We start from the raw sequence: 13,654 nt of genomic DNA on the forward strand, positions 1-13,654 counted from the left end.
GTCAGTCCGGAAGGCCGGCGTAGGAGTGCAGGCCGTCGAAGAACATGTTCACGATCGTGAAGTTGAACAGCACGGCGATGAAGCCGACGATCGCGAGCCACGCCGAGCGGGTGCCGCGCCACCCGCGCGTCGCGCGCGCGTGGATGTAGCCCGCGTAGAGCACCCAGATGATGAAGGTCCAGACTTCCTTGGTGTCGAAGCCCCAGTAGCGGCCCCACGCGTCCTGCGCCCAGATGGCGCCGGCGATGAGCGTGAAGGTCCACAGGATGAAGCCGATGATCGCGACCCGGTAGGCGAGCGATTCGAGGGCATCCGCGTTCGGGACCGTGCGCAGCATGTTCTTCTTCTCGTCGCGGGAGGGATCCTCGCGCTCGAGGCGCTCGCGGCGCGCCTGCAGCAGCTGCAGCACGCTAAGCGCGAAGGCGAGCGCGAGGAACGCCGTCGACAGCGATGCGACGAAGACGTGGATGACGAGCCAGGTCGACTTCAGCGGATCCGCGAGCGGGGTGATCTGCACATAGATGTTCGGCATCGACGCCGCGCCCAGGAGCACCGTGACGAGGCCCGTCATGAACGCGCCGACGAAGCGCAGATCCTTCCAGAACAGCACCACGAGGTACACCGCGATGAAGAGCATCGTGGACGTCATCGCGAACTCGTACATGTTCGACCACGGCACGCGCCCCGCGCCGATTCCGCGCAGCACGACGGCGACGAGGTGCAGCAGGAACGCGATCCACGTGAGGGTCGTGCCGATGCGCGCCATCACGTTGTTCGTGTGCGCGACGGGCTCGTCGGCGGCGAGCGCCAGGCGCGGGGCGGATCCGCCGCCGGCGACGACCAGCTCGCGGTCGCGCTGCTTGATCGACGAGTCGGAGCGCTTGGCGAGATCCATCGCGTAGCAGATGAACGCCAGCGCGTACACCGCGATCGCGGTCCACAGCGAGATCACCGACCATGTGTCGAAGGTGAGCGCATTTTCAGCAGGCATATCCCGATCCTAGGTTCGTTACTTGGCGTTCAGCTCGGACGTGAGGGCGCCGGCGAGATCGTCGACCGCGCGACGGATGGCGGGGTCCTCGCCGCGGGCGAGGCCCGCGAACTCGATCCGGGAGCCCTCCCCGTCGGGGGTGACCTTCACCCACATGCGGCGACGGGGCACGAGCAGCGCGGTGATCAGGCCGCCGACGATGAGGATCGCGAAGGCGAGAACCCACAGCTTCGTGCCGTCGTGATGCACCTGCAGCGAGACGAAGCGCTTGACCGACTCGGTCAACCCCACCTCGGCGCTGTCGACCCCCTCCGGGGTCTCGTCCTCGAAGGTGATGGATCCGCGCCCGCCCGGCAGCTCGACCGTCTCGCCCGGCGTGAGTTGCAGCGAGGTGACGTCCGAATCCGGCCCGGCGATCTCGGTCATCCCGCTCGGGTCGAGCTCGTACACCGAACGCGGAATGCCGTCGTCGATACCGAGGTCGCCGACGTACGCGCGGAACGTCAGCACGGGGTTGTACAGGTCGGGATAGCCGGACGTCAGCGCACCCGACTCGAGCTCGGCCGCCGTCGGGTAGAAGAAGCCGATGAGCCCGAGCTGCTCCTCCAGGCCGTCGGCCACCTTCACGACTCCCGTCGAGGTGAGGTTTTTGTCACTCGACGGGAGGAACGGCACGGAGCGCTTGAACACGACGTCACCGTCGGCACCCCGCACCGTGATCGTCGGCGCGTAGCCGTTGCCGAGCAGGTAGACGTCGTCGCCGTGCACGTTCAGCGGGTGGTTCACCCGCACGGATCCCGTCTGCTCGTCGCCCTCGGGTTCGCGGATCGTGACGTTCGCGGCGAAGTCGCCCGCCTGGCCCGCGCCGTTCTCACCGAAGGGAACATAGGAGACGTCGAAGGAGTCGAGGGTCATCGAGTAGGGCGTGAGCGCCTCGTCGCCCACCAGGCGACCCTTGTTCATCGACGAGTAGTTGATGAGCGAGTTCACGAAGGTCTCGCCCTCGACGATCACCGACTGGCCCGTGTACTTGACCTGCCCGCCGATGCCGACGCAGATCAGCACGCCCACGAGCGCGGCGTGGAAGACGAGGTTGCCCGTCTCGCGCAGATAGCCGCGTTCGGCCGACACGCTGGATCCGTAGCGTTCCGTGCGATAGCCGAGTCGCTTCAGGCGCTTCTCGGCGGCGTCGAGCGCGACCGCCGGATCCGCCTCGCTGCGCTCCTCCCGGAAGTCCGCGAGCCGGTTCAGGCGCGCGGGCGTGCGCGGCGGCTTCTGACGCAGCGCCTTCAGGTGGTGCTTCGTGCGGGGCAGGATGCAGCCGATGAGCGAGACGAACAGCAACAGGTAGATCGCCGAGAACCACGCGGATCCGTAGACGCCGAAGAGCTGCAGCTTGTCGACGATCGGGAACCAGTCGGGGTTGTCGTTCTGCCACTGCACGACGCCGTTCGGGTCGGCCGAGCGCTGCGGGAAGATCGAACCGGGGATCGCCGCGACCGCGAGGAGCAGCAGGAGCACGATGGCCGTGCGCATGCTCGTGAGCTGGCGCCACCCCCAGCGCAGCCACCCGACGAAGCCCAGCTTGGGCTCGTTGACGCCGGACTCGACCTCGGAGTCGTAGTGGTCCGCCGGACGTTTCGGATCGTTGCTAGATCGGGAGGTTGACACTGCCGATCACCCCCTGCAGTCGCGCCATGATGATGCCCCAGATTCCCGACACCATGAGGGCGCCGATGAGGATCAGCAGCGATCCTCCGATGACGTTGATCGTGCGCACGTGGCGGCGCATGAACGCGAGCGACTTCGTCGCCCACCCGAGCCCAAGGGCCGCGATGAGGAAGGGGATCCCGAGCCCCAGCGAGTAGGCGAGGCCGAGCAGGCCCGCCCGCCAGACGTCTCCCGTGTTCCACGACAGGCTCATGATCACGGCGAGGGTCGGGCCGATGCACGGCGCCCAGCCGAGACCGAGGGCGAGCCCCAGAAGCGGGGCGCCCACGAGTCCGAGATTGGAGTTGAGGCTCAGCTTCGCCTGGCGCTGCGCGAAGCCGAACAGACCCAGGAAGACGAGTCCCATCAGGATGATGACCACGCCGAGGATGCGCGTGATGAGGTCGTTGTACTTCAAGAAGAAGACCCCGAGCCCACCCGAGAAGATGTTCATCGCCATGAAGACGACGGTGAAGCCGGCGATGAACAGCAGCACGCCGCCGACGAGGCGCCCGCGGGGCGCGAGCTCGCCCTGCTTGTCCTTCGGCAGCACCGCCCCGGAGATGTACCCGAGGTACCCGGGCACGAGGGGCAGCACGCACGGCGAGAGGAACGACAGCAGTCCGGCGAAGACGGCGATCGGGATCGCGGCCCAGAGCGCGCCGACGCCGACGAGCTGCTCGAGGCTCACGCCGCCTCTTCGAGGACGTCGTCGACGAGCGTGTTCAAGACCGAGGGCGAGTCGATGGCGCTGATGATGCGCGCGGCCACGCGCCCCTCACGGTCGAGGACGAGAGTGATCGGGGTGGCCTGCAGCGGCGTCGCGGCCGCGAAGGCGAGCTTCGCCTCGCCGCCCTTGCCGTCGATGAGGCTCGGGTAGGTGATGCCGAAGGTCTCCGCGAACGCGCGCGCCGTCTCGGCCTCGTTCTCGATGTTGATGCCGACGAACGCGACGTCGCCGTCCTGGTGGTCCTGCCAGACCTTCTCGAGGTGCGGCGCCTCGGTGCGGCACGGCGCGCAGTCCGCGTACCAGAAGTTCACGACCGTGACCTTGCCCGAGGTGTCGTCGCTCGACAACTCGTCGCCGTGCTCCGTCACCCCCGACCACGCGACGGGTTCGCCGCGGTCATCGGGAGCGATCTCCTGCACCTGGAACTCGCCCGAGATATAGCCCTTGGTGTCGCCCGAGAGATACTGCTCGGCGACGGGGTCGTTAGCGCAGGCGGCGAGCGTCGCACCGAGGGCCACGATCGACGCAAGCGCGGCGGCGCGACGGATCAGCTTCTTCGAGGGCACGCCACAATTCTACGGAGTGTAGTAGTAGGAGGAGGCTGAATGCGGATCAGCGATGGTCACCCGCGAGGATGCCGAGGAAGCGGGCATTGATGAAGAGGCGCTCCCGGCCGATCTTCGTCGTCAGGAGCGCACCGGTAGCGACGAGCGCATCCAGCCATGCGGTCGCGGTAGGCCGAGAGACTCCGCATCGCTCGATGACATCCGAGATTCGCGCATACGGCTTCTCGAAGAGGAGGTCGAGTAGGTCGGCGTTACTTCCCGCGGAGGTCGACTCGCGCATTGCATTGCGCACCTGCTCCTGCAGCTCCTGAACCTCGTCGATCTTCGCGATCGTCTGTTCCGCCGTTTCCGCGATGCCGCGGAGGATGAATCTGATCCATTCTTCCCACGAGCCGTCGCGCGTCACGCCGAGTAGCAGCCGATAGTAGGTCTGCTTGCTCTGGATGATGTATCGCGAGAGGAAGAGAATCGGAGCGTGCAGAAGGCCCGCCTCGACGAGGTAGAGCACGTTCAGGATGCGCCCCGTGCGCCCGTTGCCGTCCTCGAACGGGTGGATCGCTTCGAACTGGTAGTGCGCGACGGCCATCTTCACGAGGGGGTCGACCCCATCCTGCGCATGCAGATACTCCGCCCAGTTCGACAATTTGTCGCGGATGATCCGCTCCCCCGTCGGCGGTGTGTAGATGGCGCGTCTCGTCGTCGGGTTTCCGATGAACGTGCCCGGGAGAGTGCGGACGGTCATGCGCCGATGATGGATCCGCTCACACACATCAACCGCCGTCGTCGCGGAAAGCGGCCGATCGCGGATCGCCTCCAGCCCGGCGAAAAGCGCCTCACGGTATCGCAGCGTCTCCTTCGTCGCAGGGTTGTTCGCGGCGTCGGGATCCTCCGCAAAGCGTATTGCAGTGTCGCCGTAACGTGTAAGAAATTGCTCGATTCTTTTACACGTTATCGCGACGTGCAAAGAAATTTGTTACCTCGCGTCGACCGGACGCTCGCTCCGCGACGAGACGCGGTGCGAGCGCCGCCACGCCACGAGCGCCGCGAGAGCGCGCCAGCCGATGAGGAGGACGGCGAGCACGATGAGCGTCACGACGAGGAACGGCACGGCGAAGCCGCCGCCGGTCGCCACGCGCAGGATCATTCCGCCGCCGGCCGCGAGGATCCACACCGGCAGACCGGTGCGCAGGGGTGCGGCGGGGTTCCGCCAGGCGAGGCTCACCAGCCATCCGATCGCGCCGCCCGCGAGGAACGGCCAGGCGACGGTCGCGAGCGTCGGGGCGCTGATGCTCTCCTCGTGACTCGACATCCCGATGGCGGCGAAGGCCACGATGACGACGACGTCGATGAGGGCGGGGATCCAGGGGCGGCGGCGCATCCCTTCACGGTACCGTGGTGAGCATGCCAGCCGAGCGCCTCCACCTCGTCCGCCACGGAGAGGTTCACAACCCCACGCGAGTTCTGTACGAACGAATCGACGGCTTCGGGCTGAGCGAAGCGGGCCGCGGCATGACCCGCGCGGCCGCGGGCTATCTCGCGGATCGCCCCGTGACGCGGCTCGTGTGCTCGCCTTTGCAGCGCACACAGGAGTCCGCGGAGCCCTTCGCCGAGCAGTTCGGCCTCACCCCCGTGCTCGACGAGCGGGTGGTCGAGCCGTGGAACTCCTTCGCCGGTAAGCGGATGAAGCGCGCCGTGCTGAACCCGCTGAACTGGCGCCTGCTGATCGACCCCTCCAAGCCGAGCTGGGGCGAGCCGTTCGCGTCGATCGCCGCCCGAATGATCGACGCGATGGCGGACGCCTGGGACGAGACAGACTCGGGCGACGTCGTCATCGTCTCCCACCAGGCGCCCATCTGGATCGCGCACCTCGCGATCGCGGGTGAGAAGCTCGCGCACTCCCCCACGACCCGCCGCTGCGCCCTCTCGAGCGTGACGAGCTTCGCGCGGCGCGCCGACGGATCCTTCGACGAGATCGGCTACGCCGAACCGGCCTCGGCGGGCGTCGATCTCGGCGCGGTGTGACGCCGGCCTAGGCCTCGGTCTCGCGCTCGCGCCGGATCTGACGCACGCGGGCGACCACGAACCAGACGAGCAGCGCGGCGACGACGACGATCACGACGTTCTGCGCGATGCCCATGTATTCCTCGACGACGTGCCACGCCGATCCGAGGAACCATCCGATCATGATGAAGACGGTGTTCCAGATGAGGCTGCCGAGGCCCGTGTAGAGCAGGAATCGCCAGATCGGCATGCGCACCACGCCGGCCGGGATGGAGATGAGACTGCGGAAGATCGGCAGGAACCGCCCGAAGAACACCGCCGCGGAGCCGTGCCGCGTGAACCACGCGACGGTCTTGTCGATGTCCTCGGCGCGCAGCAGCGGGATCTTGTCGAACAGCCAGCGCAGGCGTGCGACGCCCACGAGCATGCCGATGAGGTACAGCGCGAGCGCGCCCACGAGAGAACCGGCCGTCGCCCAGGCGATCGCGGGCACGACGCCGAAGGCTCCCTGGTGAGCGGCGAAGCCCGCGGCGGGCAGGATCGCCTCGCTCGGGATCGGCGGGAAGATGTTCTCGAACGCGATCGCGATGCCGACGCCGATCGGACCGATGAGGTCCATCAGCGACACGGCCCACTCGACGAGCGCGCCGAGCCACGATTGCTGTTCGGGCGCGGCGTCGGTCGCGGCGGCGAGAATGTCGGTCAGGCGGCGGTGGTTCACGGGGAATCTCGTTTCCGTCGTCGGTTCCCGACCGAGCTTAGTGAATCTCGTCTATGGAACGCCCCTCTGTCCGCCTTCAGGTCGCCGGAATACGCTTTCCGCTGTGACATCTCGGCGGGGCTTCCAGGAAACGACCACTCTTCCGCGCGTGAAGCCGCAGTTCGCGCTGTGGCCGGCGCTGCGCTCCGTGCGCGCCCCGCAGGACGCGTGGTATCTGCGTTCCGCCGCGCTCATCCCCTCGGCGGTCATCGCGATGGGCATTCTCCTCGCCTTCGGGCGCCTCGACCTCGCCGGCTACACGATGGCGGGATCGATGTGCGCGCTCTTCGCACACGCGCTGCCCTATCGCCGACGCGCCATCACCCTTGCCGGCTTCATCGCGATGCTGACACTCGGGTGCGCGATCTCCATGGCCGTCGCGGCGGCGACCGACAGCATGCTGATCCGCATCCTCGTCGCCGCCATCCTCGCCGCCGTCATCAAGGTCGCCCACGACGCCTCCAGCGTCGGCATGCCGCCCGCCGTCATCCCGATCTTCCTCGTGACCGCGCTGGGCTTCGCGCCCGAGACATGGAGCGGCCTCGCGCTGCACGTCGCCCTCATCGCCGGCGCGGGCGCGATCTCGTGGCTGGTCAGCATGGCGCCCGCGCTCATCCGCCGCGATGGACCGGAGCGGCGGGCCGTCGCGACCGCGATGCGCGCAACCGCGCGCGTCGGCCGGAACCCCCAGGATCCGGTGGCGAGAGACGCTCTCGCGGCCGCCATCACCGCCGCCCATCGCACCCTCGCGTTCGCGCGCGGCGCCGACCGCGCGGCGCTCGCGGCGCACCTCGTCGCGTGCGAACGGATCCTCGCCGACCCCTCACAGTCCCACCCCGAGCGCGCGGAGGCGAACGCCCGCGCGCTCGTGCGCTCGCGCACGCGGATCCCCTCCCCACCGCTCACCGAGGCGGAACAGGACCGGATCCGCGGTGCGAGGCTCGCGCACGACGCGCCGCGGTCGTTTGCCGAACGGCACCGGATCCTCGCCGCGTTCCACCCCCTGTCTCCGTCCGCGCCGTACTTCTGGCGGGTCCTGCTCGCGGGCCTCGTCGCGGCGCTCGTGTCCTGGGCGTGCGGCGGCGACCGCCCGTTCTGGGCCATCACGGCCGCGGCGGTCATCGTGCAGCCGAACCTGCTCCTCACCTGGCGCAAGGCCCCGCCGCGCGCGCTGGGCGCGCTCATCGGCGTGTGGCTGTACGCCCTGATCGCCCCCGTCGCGCAGATTGACCTGATCGTCGCCGCCGTGCTCGTGATCGTGCTGAACACCCTCACCGAGGCGTTCATCGCACGCAACTACCTGATCGCGCAGGTCTTCGTCACGCCCCTCGCGCTGCTCATGAGCCAGTTCGGCGGCCAGCTCTCCTCCGCCGAACTCATCTGGGAGCGCTCGGTCGACACGGTCGTGGGCGTCATCGCGGGCGTGCTCGCCGCCTTCCTGATCCGCAACGGCCACCTGCGCCGCCACGCGAAGGAGGCCGTCGAGCGGCTGGAGGCGGCGACCGCCTCCGCCCTGAGGCTCGCGGATCCCGCCGCGGAATCCCCGGCGTCCGAGCCGGGGGACGCGGCGCCGGATCCGATCCGCGACGCCCTGCCGGCGGATCCGCACGCGGCGGGACGCGCGCGGCGGGAGATCATCGCCGCCCTCGCCGAGCTCACCGCCGCCGTGCGCACGGCGGACAACGAGTGGTGGACGCACCGCGTCGACGAGGCACGGGTGATCGCCGCGCAGAACGAGGCATACGAGGCCATCGCCCGTCTGGGATAGTTCAGCCTGCACGACTAGGATCGACGGGATACGTTGTTTCCTATTCAGGAGGATCACAGAAGTGCTGCGCACCCACAAGGCCGGCTCTCTTCGAGCCGAGCACATCGGTCAGACCGTCACCCTCACGGGTTGGGTCGATCGTCGTCGCGATCACGGTGGCGTCGCCTTCATCGATCTCCGCGATGCCTCGGGCATCGCCCAGGTGGTCATCCGCGACGAAGAGACCGCGCACCCCCTGCGCAGCGAGTTCGTGCTGCGCGTGACGGGCGAGGTGTCCCGGCGTCCTGAGGGCAACGCCAACGACAACCTTGCGACCGGCGACATCGAGGTCATCGCCGCCGAGGTCGAGGTGCTCAACGAGTCGGCCCCGCTGCCGTTCCAGGTCTCGACGGCGCTCGACGGTCAGGAGACCGTCGGCGAAGAGGCACGCCTCAAGCACCGCTACCTCGACCTGCGCCGCCCCGCCCCGGCGCGCATGCTTCGCCTTCGCTCCGACGCCGCTCAGGTGGCCCGCCGCGTGCTGAACGACGCCGAGTTCACCGAGGTCGAGACCCCGACGCTCACCCGCTCGACCCCCGAGGGCGCCCGCGACTTCGTCGTCCCCGCGCGTCTGAGCCCCGGATCCTGGTACGCCCTTCCGCAGTCGCCGCAGCTGTTCAAGCAGCTGCTCATGGTCGGCGGCGTCGAGCGCTACTACCAGCTCGCCCGCAGCTACCGCGACGAGGACTTCCGCGCCGACCGCCAGCCCGAGTTCACACAGCTCGACATCGAGATGGCATTCGTCGACCAGGAAGACGTGATCGCGCTCGGCGAGAAGCTCGTCTCCGAGCTCTGGAAGCTCATCGACGTGCAGGTCCCGACGCCGATCGAACGCATCACCTTCGCCGACGCCATGCGCCTGTACGGCTCGGACAAGCCCGACCTGCGCTTCGGCAACCCCATCGTCGAACTCGCGGAGTACTTCGCCGAGACGACGTTCCGCGTGTTCCAGCAGGAGTACGTCGGCGCCGTCGTCTACAGCGGCGGTGCCTCGCTGCCGCGTCGCCAGTTCGACGCCTGGCAGGACTGGGCGAAGTCGCGCGGCGCCAAGGGCCTCGCCTACGTGACCTTCCAGGAGGACGGCACGCTGGGCGGCCCCGTCGCGAAGAACCTGTCCGACGCCGAGCGCGACGGCCTCGCCGCCGCGACGGGCGCGAAGCCCGGCGACGCCGTGTTCTTCGCCGCCGGATCCACCACCGAGGCGCAGGCTCTCCTCGGCGCCGCGCGCGTCGAGATCGCCAAGCAGACGGGTGAGATCAACAACAAGGACTGGGCCTTCGTGTGGGTCGTCGACGCCCCGATGTTCAAGCCGACGGGCTCCGACCCCGACGACGTCGACCTCGGCCACTCGGCCTGGACCGCGGTGCACCACGCGTTCACCTCGCCCAAGCCGGAGCACCTGGACACCTTCGATCAGGATCCCGGCGGCGCGCTCTCGTACGCGTACGACATCGTCTGCAACGGCGTCGAGATGGGCGGCGGCTCCATCCGTATCCACCGCCGCGACGTGCAGGAGCGCGTCTTCGAGGTGATGGGCATCGGCGAGGAGGAGGCCCAGGAGAAATTCGGCTTCCTGCTCGACGCCTTCGCCTTCGGCGCGCCGCCGCACGGCGGCATCGCGCTCGGCTGGGACCGCACCGTCTCGCTGCTGGCCGGCGTCGACTCAATCCGCGAGGTCATCGCGTTCCCCAAGACGGGCAACGGCTTCGACCCGCTGACCGCCGCCCCGGCGCCGATCACCCCGGAGCAGCGCGCCGAGGCCGGCGTCGACTTCGTGCCGGAGGACGAGGACTAAGCCCGCAGCTCGGCCTTCCTCCGGAGCGCCGTTCGCCACCGCGAACGGGGCTCCGCCATCTCCACCCCGCCCGTCCCCGCGCGTCCACGCGCGTCCCCGCGCCTCCCCCGTCCGTGCCCCAGCCGTTCATATGACACCTTTCGCCACTTGTTTGCCTCGACACTGCGCAAAGGTGTCATACGAACGGTGTGGGGAGGGCGTCCGAACGGTGTGGGGAGGCGTGGCGATCCCCTAGGCTGAAGGCATGATCCGCCACATCGTGATGTTCGGCGTCGAGGCCGACAACGCAGACGACCGCAACGCCAAGATCACCGAGGCCGCCGTGGGCCTCGAGAAGCTCGTGGGCGTCGTTCCCGGCCTTCGCTCCATGACCGTCGGCGCGAACGGCGTCGACCTCGAGGGCAACTACGACTTTGCCCTCATCGCGGACTTCGACGACGCGGATGCGCTGGCGGTGTACGCCACGCATCCGGCGCACGTCGAGGTGGCGAACTTCATCGGCACGTTCAAGACGAGTCGCGCCGCGATCGACATCGAGCTCTAACACCCGCGCGAGAAGGCCGCCCCCGAGGGCGGCCATCTCCGTCAGCCCTGAAGCGCCGCGGCGAGGCGATCCTGCGACACGCGCCAGTGGGCGTGGAGTTCGCCGTCGACCAGCACAACGGGAATCTTCTCCCACCACTTCTCGTAGAGGGCCTGGTCGTCGAGGATCGACACCTCGGTCACCTCGACGGTGTCGGCGACGGAATCCGGCAGGCCCGCGAGCGTCACGTCGATGACCTCGCGCGCGACGTCACAGAGGTGGCACCCGGGCTTCGTGAGGAGCGTGACCTCGGTCATCGCTCGACGTCGTAGCCGGCCAGGATCCACGCGTCGGTGCCGCCCGCGACGTTGGTGACGTCGTAACCGCGGGGCTCCAGCGCCATCGCGACCTGAGCCGAGCGCCCGCCCGACTTGCAGATCACGTCGAACTCCATCGGCAGCTCCTCGAGGCGCGCCCCGATCTCGGACATCGGGATGTTGATCGCCCCGGGGGCGTGCCCCTCGACGTACTCGAACTCTTCGCGGACGTCGATCAGGGGGGTGTTGGTGCGCGCCTTCAGCTCGGCGACGGTGATCTCCTGCATGTGTCCATTCTCTCGCAGGGCCCGAGGGAAAGGCCCGGATACACGAAAACGCCGACCCCCTCGGGGATCGGCGCTCGCACAGTCGCTTACTTCTTGTTGCGACGCTGGTGACGAGTCTTGCGAAGCAGCTTGCGGTGCTTCTTCTTCGACATACGCTTGCGGCGCTTCTTGATGACTGAACCCATGGGAACCTCACTAATAGTTAGGGGGCTGGAAGCCTGGCACAGGAGTTGTGCCGACGTCCGGGAACGGAACGGCAGAAAAAGTGCCTCAGAGGATCGTACCCCATGCCGGCGGCGATACCACTCAGCTAGGTATCAGAGCCAGCCGTTCGCCTCGGCCGCGCGGGCCGCGGCCACGCGATTCACGGATCCGGTCTTCGCGATAGCGCTCGACAGGTAGTTGCGCACGGTGCCCTGCGAGAGGTGCACCGCGCGGGCGATCTCGGCGATCGGATCCCCCGCGAGCGCGGCGCGCAGGATCTCACGCTCGCGATCCGAGAGCGGGTTGGATCCGCCCGCGAGCGACTCGGTCGCGAGCGCCGGATCCACGACGCGGCGCCCCGCATGCACGGCGCGGACGGCGTCGGCGAGTTCGCCAGCCGGGGTGTCCTTGACGACGAAGCCGCTCGCTCCCGCCTCGAGCGCGCGCCGCAGATAGCCGGGACGGCCGAAGGTCGTCACGATGAGCGAACGCACGCCGGGCAGTTCCCCGCGGATCCGCGATGCCGCCTCGATGCCGTCGGCGCCCGGCATCTCGATGTCGAGCAGGCACACCTCGGCGCCGGATTCTCGGGCCGCCGCGACGACAAGGTCGCCCCGCCCCACCTGGGCCACCACCTCGATGTCGGGTTCGAGGTCGAGCAGCGCGGCGAGCGCGCCGCGCACGAGCGCCTGGTCATCGGCGAGCAGGATCTTGATCACGATGTGTTCCTCCGTTCGTGCGCGGTCACCAGCGCACCTCGAGTCGCGTGCCAGGCCCCGCGGGCTCCACCCTCAGCGTCCCGCCCGCCGCGGCGACCCGCTCCCGGATGCCGCGGAACCCGTGCTCGATCGCCTCCCGCGTGAGACCGACGCCGTCATCGGCGACGACGATCCCGTCGGACGACAGGGTCACCTCACACCGGAGGGCGCGCGAGTGGCGTACGACGTTCGTGATCGCCTCGCGCAGCACCCACGCGACGACGATGCGGTGTCGCGGATCGACGATCGACGGATCCGCCGGTACCTCTCCCGCGATTCCTGCGCCCGCGAGCGCGACCCGCGCGGCGTCGAGCTCGTCGCCGAGGCGGGCGACGCGCAGGCCCGCGACGGTCGCCCGCACCTCGGCGAGCGCCTCGCGCGAGAGGCTGCGGATCTCTGCGAGCTCCGCCCTGGCGCGCTCGGGATCGATGTCGATGAGCCGCTCGGCGAGCTCGGCCTTGACGGTCACGACGGTGAGGCTGTGGCCGAGCACATCGTGCACGTCGCGGGCGACGCGCTCGCGCTCTGCGACGAGGGCCATCTGGCGTTCGATGACGTCGTGGCGCTCCTGGGCCGCCACGATCATGCGCACCACGCCCACCGAGACGAACACGATCGCGGGCGGCATGAAGAGGACCCCGTACTCGTCGAAGCCGTTCGGCACCGCCGACAGCACGATCGCGAGCGCGGCGTACTCCGCGATGAGGAGCCCCGTGGCGAAGAAGAGCGACGCGCGCACGGGTCCGCTGAACATCGCGAGCGAGAGCAGGAAGGATCCGGCGCCGAGGGCGCCAGGGCCGACGAGCAGGGCGGCGGCGGCCATCAGCGCGATCATCACGACGATCGCCGTGAGGCCTCGACGGGCGGCGATGCCCCAGTCGTCGCTCCGGATCATCCAGATGTAGCCCGCGATGTACACGACCGCGTAGGCGAGGAGCAGCGCGACGGCGATCCCCCGCGCCGTCACCGACACGTCGGCGTGGACGGCCGATGAGATCGGGAAGCCCATGAACACGACCCAGACGACGCCCATCACCCAGGCGAAGCGCTCCCACGGTCCCTGCCGGTCGGCGTCCACTGTCACACCCTCCATGGTGTCACCCACCTTGCTGTATCGGCCGCCCCGTACACAACGACGCAGATTTTCCGGTCAGCCGGCCGGGAAACCGGTGTCGGGGCCATTTCATCCAAAAATCTGCGTCGTC

The 13,654-nt window shown here is 68.8% G+C and carries 16 protein-coding genes; 4 read left to right on the forward strand and 12 right to left on the reverse strand.

Translation table 11 applies throughout. From position 1 onward, the window contains the following. Position 1: 1 nt before the first annotated feature. The 6 genes from ccsB to IEX05_RS13545 all read right to left on the reverse strand — a co-directional run bounded on the left by ccsB (position 2) and on the right by IEX05_RS13545 (position 5,375). A complete protein-coding gene (gene ccsB / locus IEX05_RS13520) occupies positions 2-991 on the reverse strand; it encodes a c-type cytochrome biogenesis protein CcsB (protein WP_188702740.1) in 990 nt (329 codons plus the stop codon). A gap of 18 nt (positions 992-1,009) precedes the next feature. Further along, positions 1,010-2,662: a cytochrome c biogenesis protein ResB gene (gene resB, locus IEX05_RS13525; protein WP_188702742.1), complete on the reverse strand. Its 1,653-nt coding sequence runs from the start codon at positions 2,660-2,662 to the stop codon at positions 1,010-1,012. Next, a complete protein-coding gene (locus IEX05_RS13530; protein WP_188702744.1) occupies positions 2,643-3,392 on the reverse strand; it encodes a cytochrome c biogenesis CcdA family protein in 750 nt (249 codons plus the stop codon). Before IEX05_RS13530 ends, resB begins: the two co-directional genes overlap by 20 nt. After that, complete coding sequence (locus IEX05_RS13535) at positions 3,389-3,997, reverse strand: TlpA family protein disulfide reductase (protein WP_229661324.1); 609 nt, start codon at positions 3,995-3,997, stop codon at positions 3,389-3,391. The genes IEX05_RS13530 and IEX05_RS13535 overlap by 4 nt, the downstream gene beginning before the upstream one ends. A gap of 46 nt (positions 3,998-4,043) precedes the next feature. After that, entirely contained in the window at positions 4,044-4,766 is a 723-nt protein-coding gene (locus IEX05_RS13540) for a Fic family protein (protein WP_268237878.1), read from the reverse strand. Positions 4,767-4,970: 204 nt separating this feature from the next. Then, a complete protein-coding gene (locus tag IEX05_RS13545; protein WP_188702746.1) occupies positions 4,971-5,375 on the reverse strand; it encodes a DUF3054 domain-containing protein in 405 nt (134 codons plus the stop codon). Positions 5,376-5,398: 23 nt separating this feature from the next. Here IEX05_RS13545 and IEX05_RS13550 point away from each other — a divergent pair, with 23 nt between their 5' ends. After that, the gene (locus tag IEX05_RS13550) at positions 5,399-6,019 is read left to right on the forward strand and encodes a histidine phosphatase family protein (RefSeq protein WP_188702748.1); all 621 of its coding nucleotides are present in this window, start codon (positions 5,399-5,401) and stop codon (positions 6,017-6,019) included. A gap of 7 nt (positions 6,020-6,026) precedes the next feature. On the opposite strand, the gene IEX05_RS13555 is transcribed toward IEX05_RS13550, so the two are convergent. Continuing rightward, positions 6,027-6,719, reverse strand: coding sequence for a DedA family protein (locus IEX05_RS13555; RefSeq protein WP_229661326.1), 693 nt, complete (start codon positions 6,717-6,719; stop codon positions 6,027-6,029). A 103-nt stretch (positions 6,720-6,822) separates the two neighbouring features. Here IEX05_RS13555 and IEX05_RS13560 point away from each other — a divergent pair, with 103 nt between their 5' ends. The 3 genes from IEX05_RS13560 to IEX05_RS13570 all read left to right on the forward strand — a co-directional run bounded on the left by IEX05_RS13560 (position 6,823) and on the right by IEX05_RS13570 (position 10,904). Continuing rightward, positions 6,823-8,526 carry an FUSC family protein gene (locus tag IEX05_RS13560; protein WP_188702749.1) on the forward strand — a complete coding sequence of 568 codons (1,704 nt, stop codon included), beginning with the start codon at positions 6,823-6,825 and terminating at the stop codon, positions 8,524-8,526. A gap of 61 nt (positions 8,527-8,587) precedes the next feature. Next, a complete protein-coding gene (aspS, locus tag IEX05_RS13565) occupies positions 8,588-10,360 on the forward strand; it encodes an aspartate--tRNA ligase (RefSeq protein WP_188702751.1) in 1,773 nt (590 codons plus the stop codon). Positions 10,361-10,604: 244 nt separating this feature from the next. Further along, positions 10,605-10,904, forward strand: a complete 300-nt coding sequence (locus IEX05_RS13570) for a Dabb family protein (protein ID WP_188702752.1) — start codon at positions 10,605-10,607, stop codon at positions 10,902-10,904. A gap of 41 nt (positions 10,905-10,945) precedes the next feature. Here the strand turns inward: IEX05_RS13570 and IEX05_RS13575 are convergent, their stop codons facing one another. The 5 genes from IEX05_RS13575 to IEX05_RS13595 all read right to left on the reverse strand — a co-directional run bounded on the left by IEX05_RS13575 (position 10,946) and on the right by IEX05_RS13595 (position 13,533). Next, entirely contained in the window at positions 10,946-11,200 is a 255-nt protein-coding gene (locus tag IEX05_RS13575) for a glutaredoxin family protein (RefSeq protein WP_188702755.1), read from the reverse strand. Continuing rightward, positions 11,197-11,487, reverse strand: coding sequence for a rhodanese-like domain-containing protein (locus IEX05_RS13580; RefSeq protein ID WP_188702757.1), 291 nt, complete (start codon positions 11,485-11,487; stop codon positions 11,197-11,199). The genes IEX05_RS13575 and IEX05_RS13580 overlap by 4 nt, the downstream gene beginning before the upstream one ends. A gap of 86 nt (positions 11,488-11,573) precedes the next feature. Further along, the gene (locus IEX05_RS13585) at positions 11,574-11,672 is read right to left on the reverse strand and encodes a 30S ribosomal protein bS22 (RefSeq protein WP_005504750.1); all 99 of its coding nucleotides are present in this window, start codon (positions 11,670-11,672) and stop codon (positions 11,574-11,576) included. A gap of 132 nt (positions 11,673-11,804) precedes the next feature. Further along, positions 11,805-12,410, reverse strand: coding sequence for a response regulator transcription factor (locus tag IEX05_RS13590; protein WP_229661327.1), 606 nt, complete (start codon positions 12,408-12,410; stop codon positions 11,805-11,807). Positions 12,411-12,435: 25 nt separating this feature from the next. Continuing rightward, positions 12,436-13,533, reverse strand: coding sequence for a sensor histidine kinase (locus IEX05_RS13595; RefSeq protein ID WP_229661328.1), 1,098 nt, complete (start codon positions 13,531-13,533; stop codon positions 12,436-12,438). Positions 13,534-13,654 lie beyond the last annotated feature (121 nt).

The sequence above is a fragment of the Microbacterium nanhaiense genome (assembly GCF_014646015.1).
Lineage (GTDB): Bacteria > Actinomycetota > Actinomycetes > Actinomycetales > Microbacteriaceae > Microbacterium > Microbacterium nanhaiense.

What these genes read in the sequence shown, in the direction of transcription:
- IEX05_RS13585 (WP_005504750.1), bottom strand. Translation starts at nt 11,672, where the DNA reads ATGGGTTCAGTCATCAAGAAGCGCCGCAAGCGTATGTCGAAGAAGAAG.
- IEX05_RS13550 (WP_188702748.1), top strand. Translation starts at nt 5,399, where the DNA reads ATGCCAGCCGAGCGCCTCCACCTCGTCCGCCACGGAGAGGTTCACAAC.
- IEX05_RS13580 (WP_188702757.1), bottom strand. Translation starts at nt 11,487, where the DNA reads ATGCAGGAGATCACCGTCGCCGAGCTGAAGGCGCGCACCAACACCCCC.
- IEX05_RS13575 (WP_188702755.1), bottom strand. Translation starts at nt 11,200, where the DNA reads ATGACCGAGGTCACGCTCCTCACGAAGCCCGGGTGCCACCTCTGTGAC.
- IEX05_RS13545 (WP_188702746.1), bottom strand. Translation starts at nt 5,375, where the DNA reads ATGCGCCGCCGCCCCTGGATCCCCGCCCTCATCGACGTCGTCGTCATC.
- ccsB (WP_188702740.1), bottom strand. Translation starts at nt 991, where the DNA reads ATGCCTGCTGAAAATGCGCTCACCTTCGACACATGGTCGGTGATCTCG.
- IEX05_RS13570 (WP_188702752.1), top strand. Translation starts at nt 10,605, where the DNA reads ATGATCCGCCACATCGTGATGTTCGGCGTCGAGGCCGACAACGCAGAC.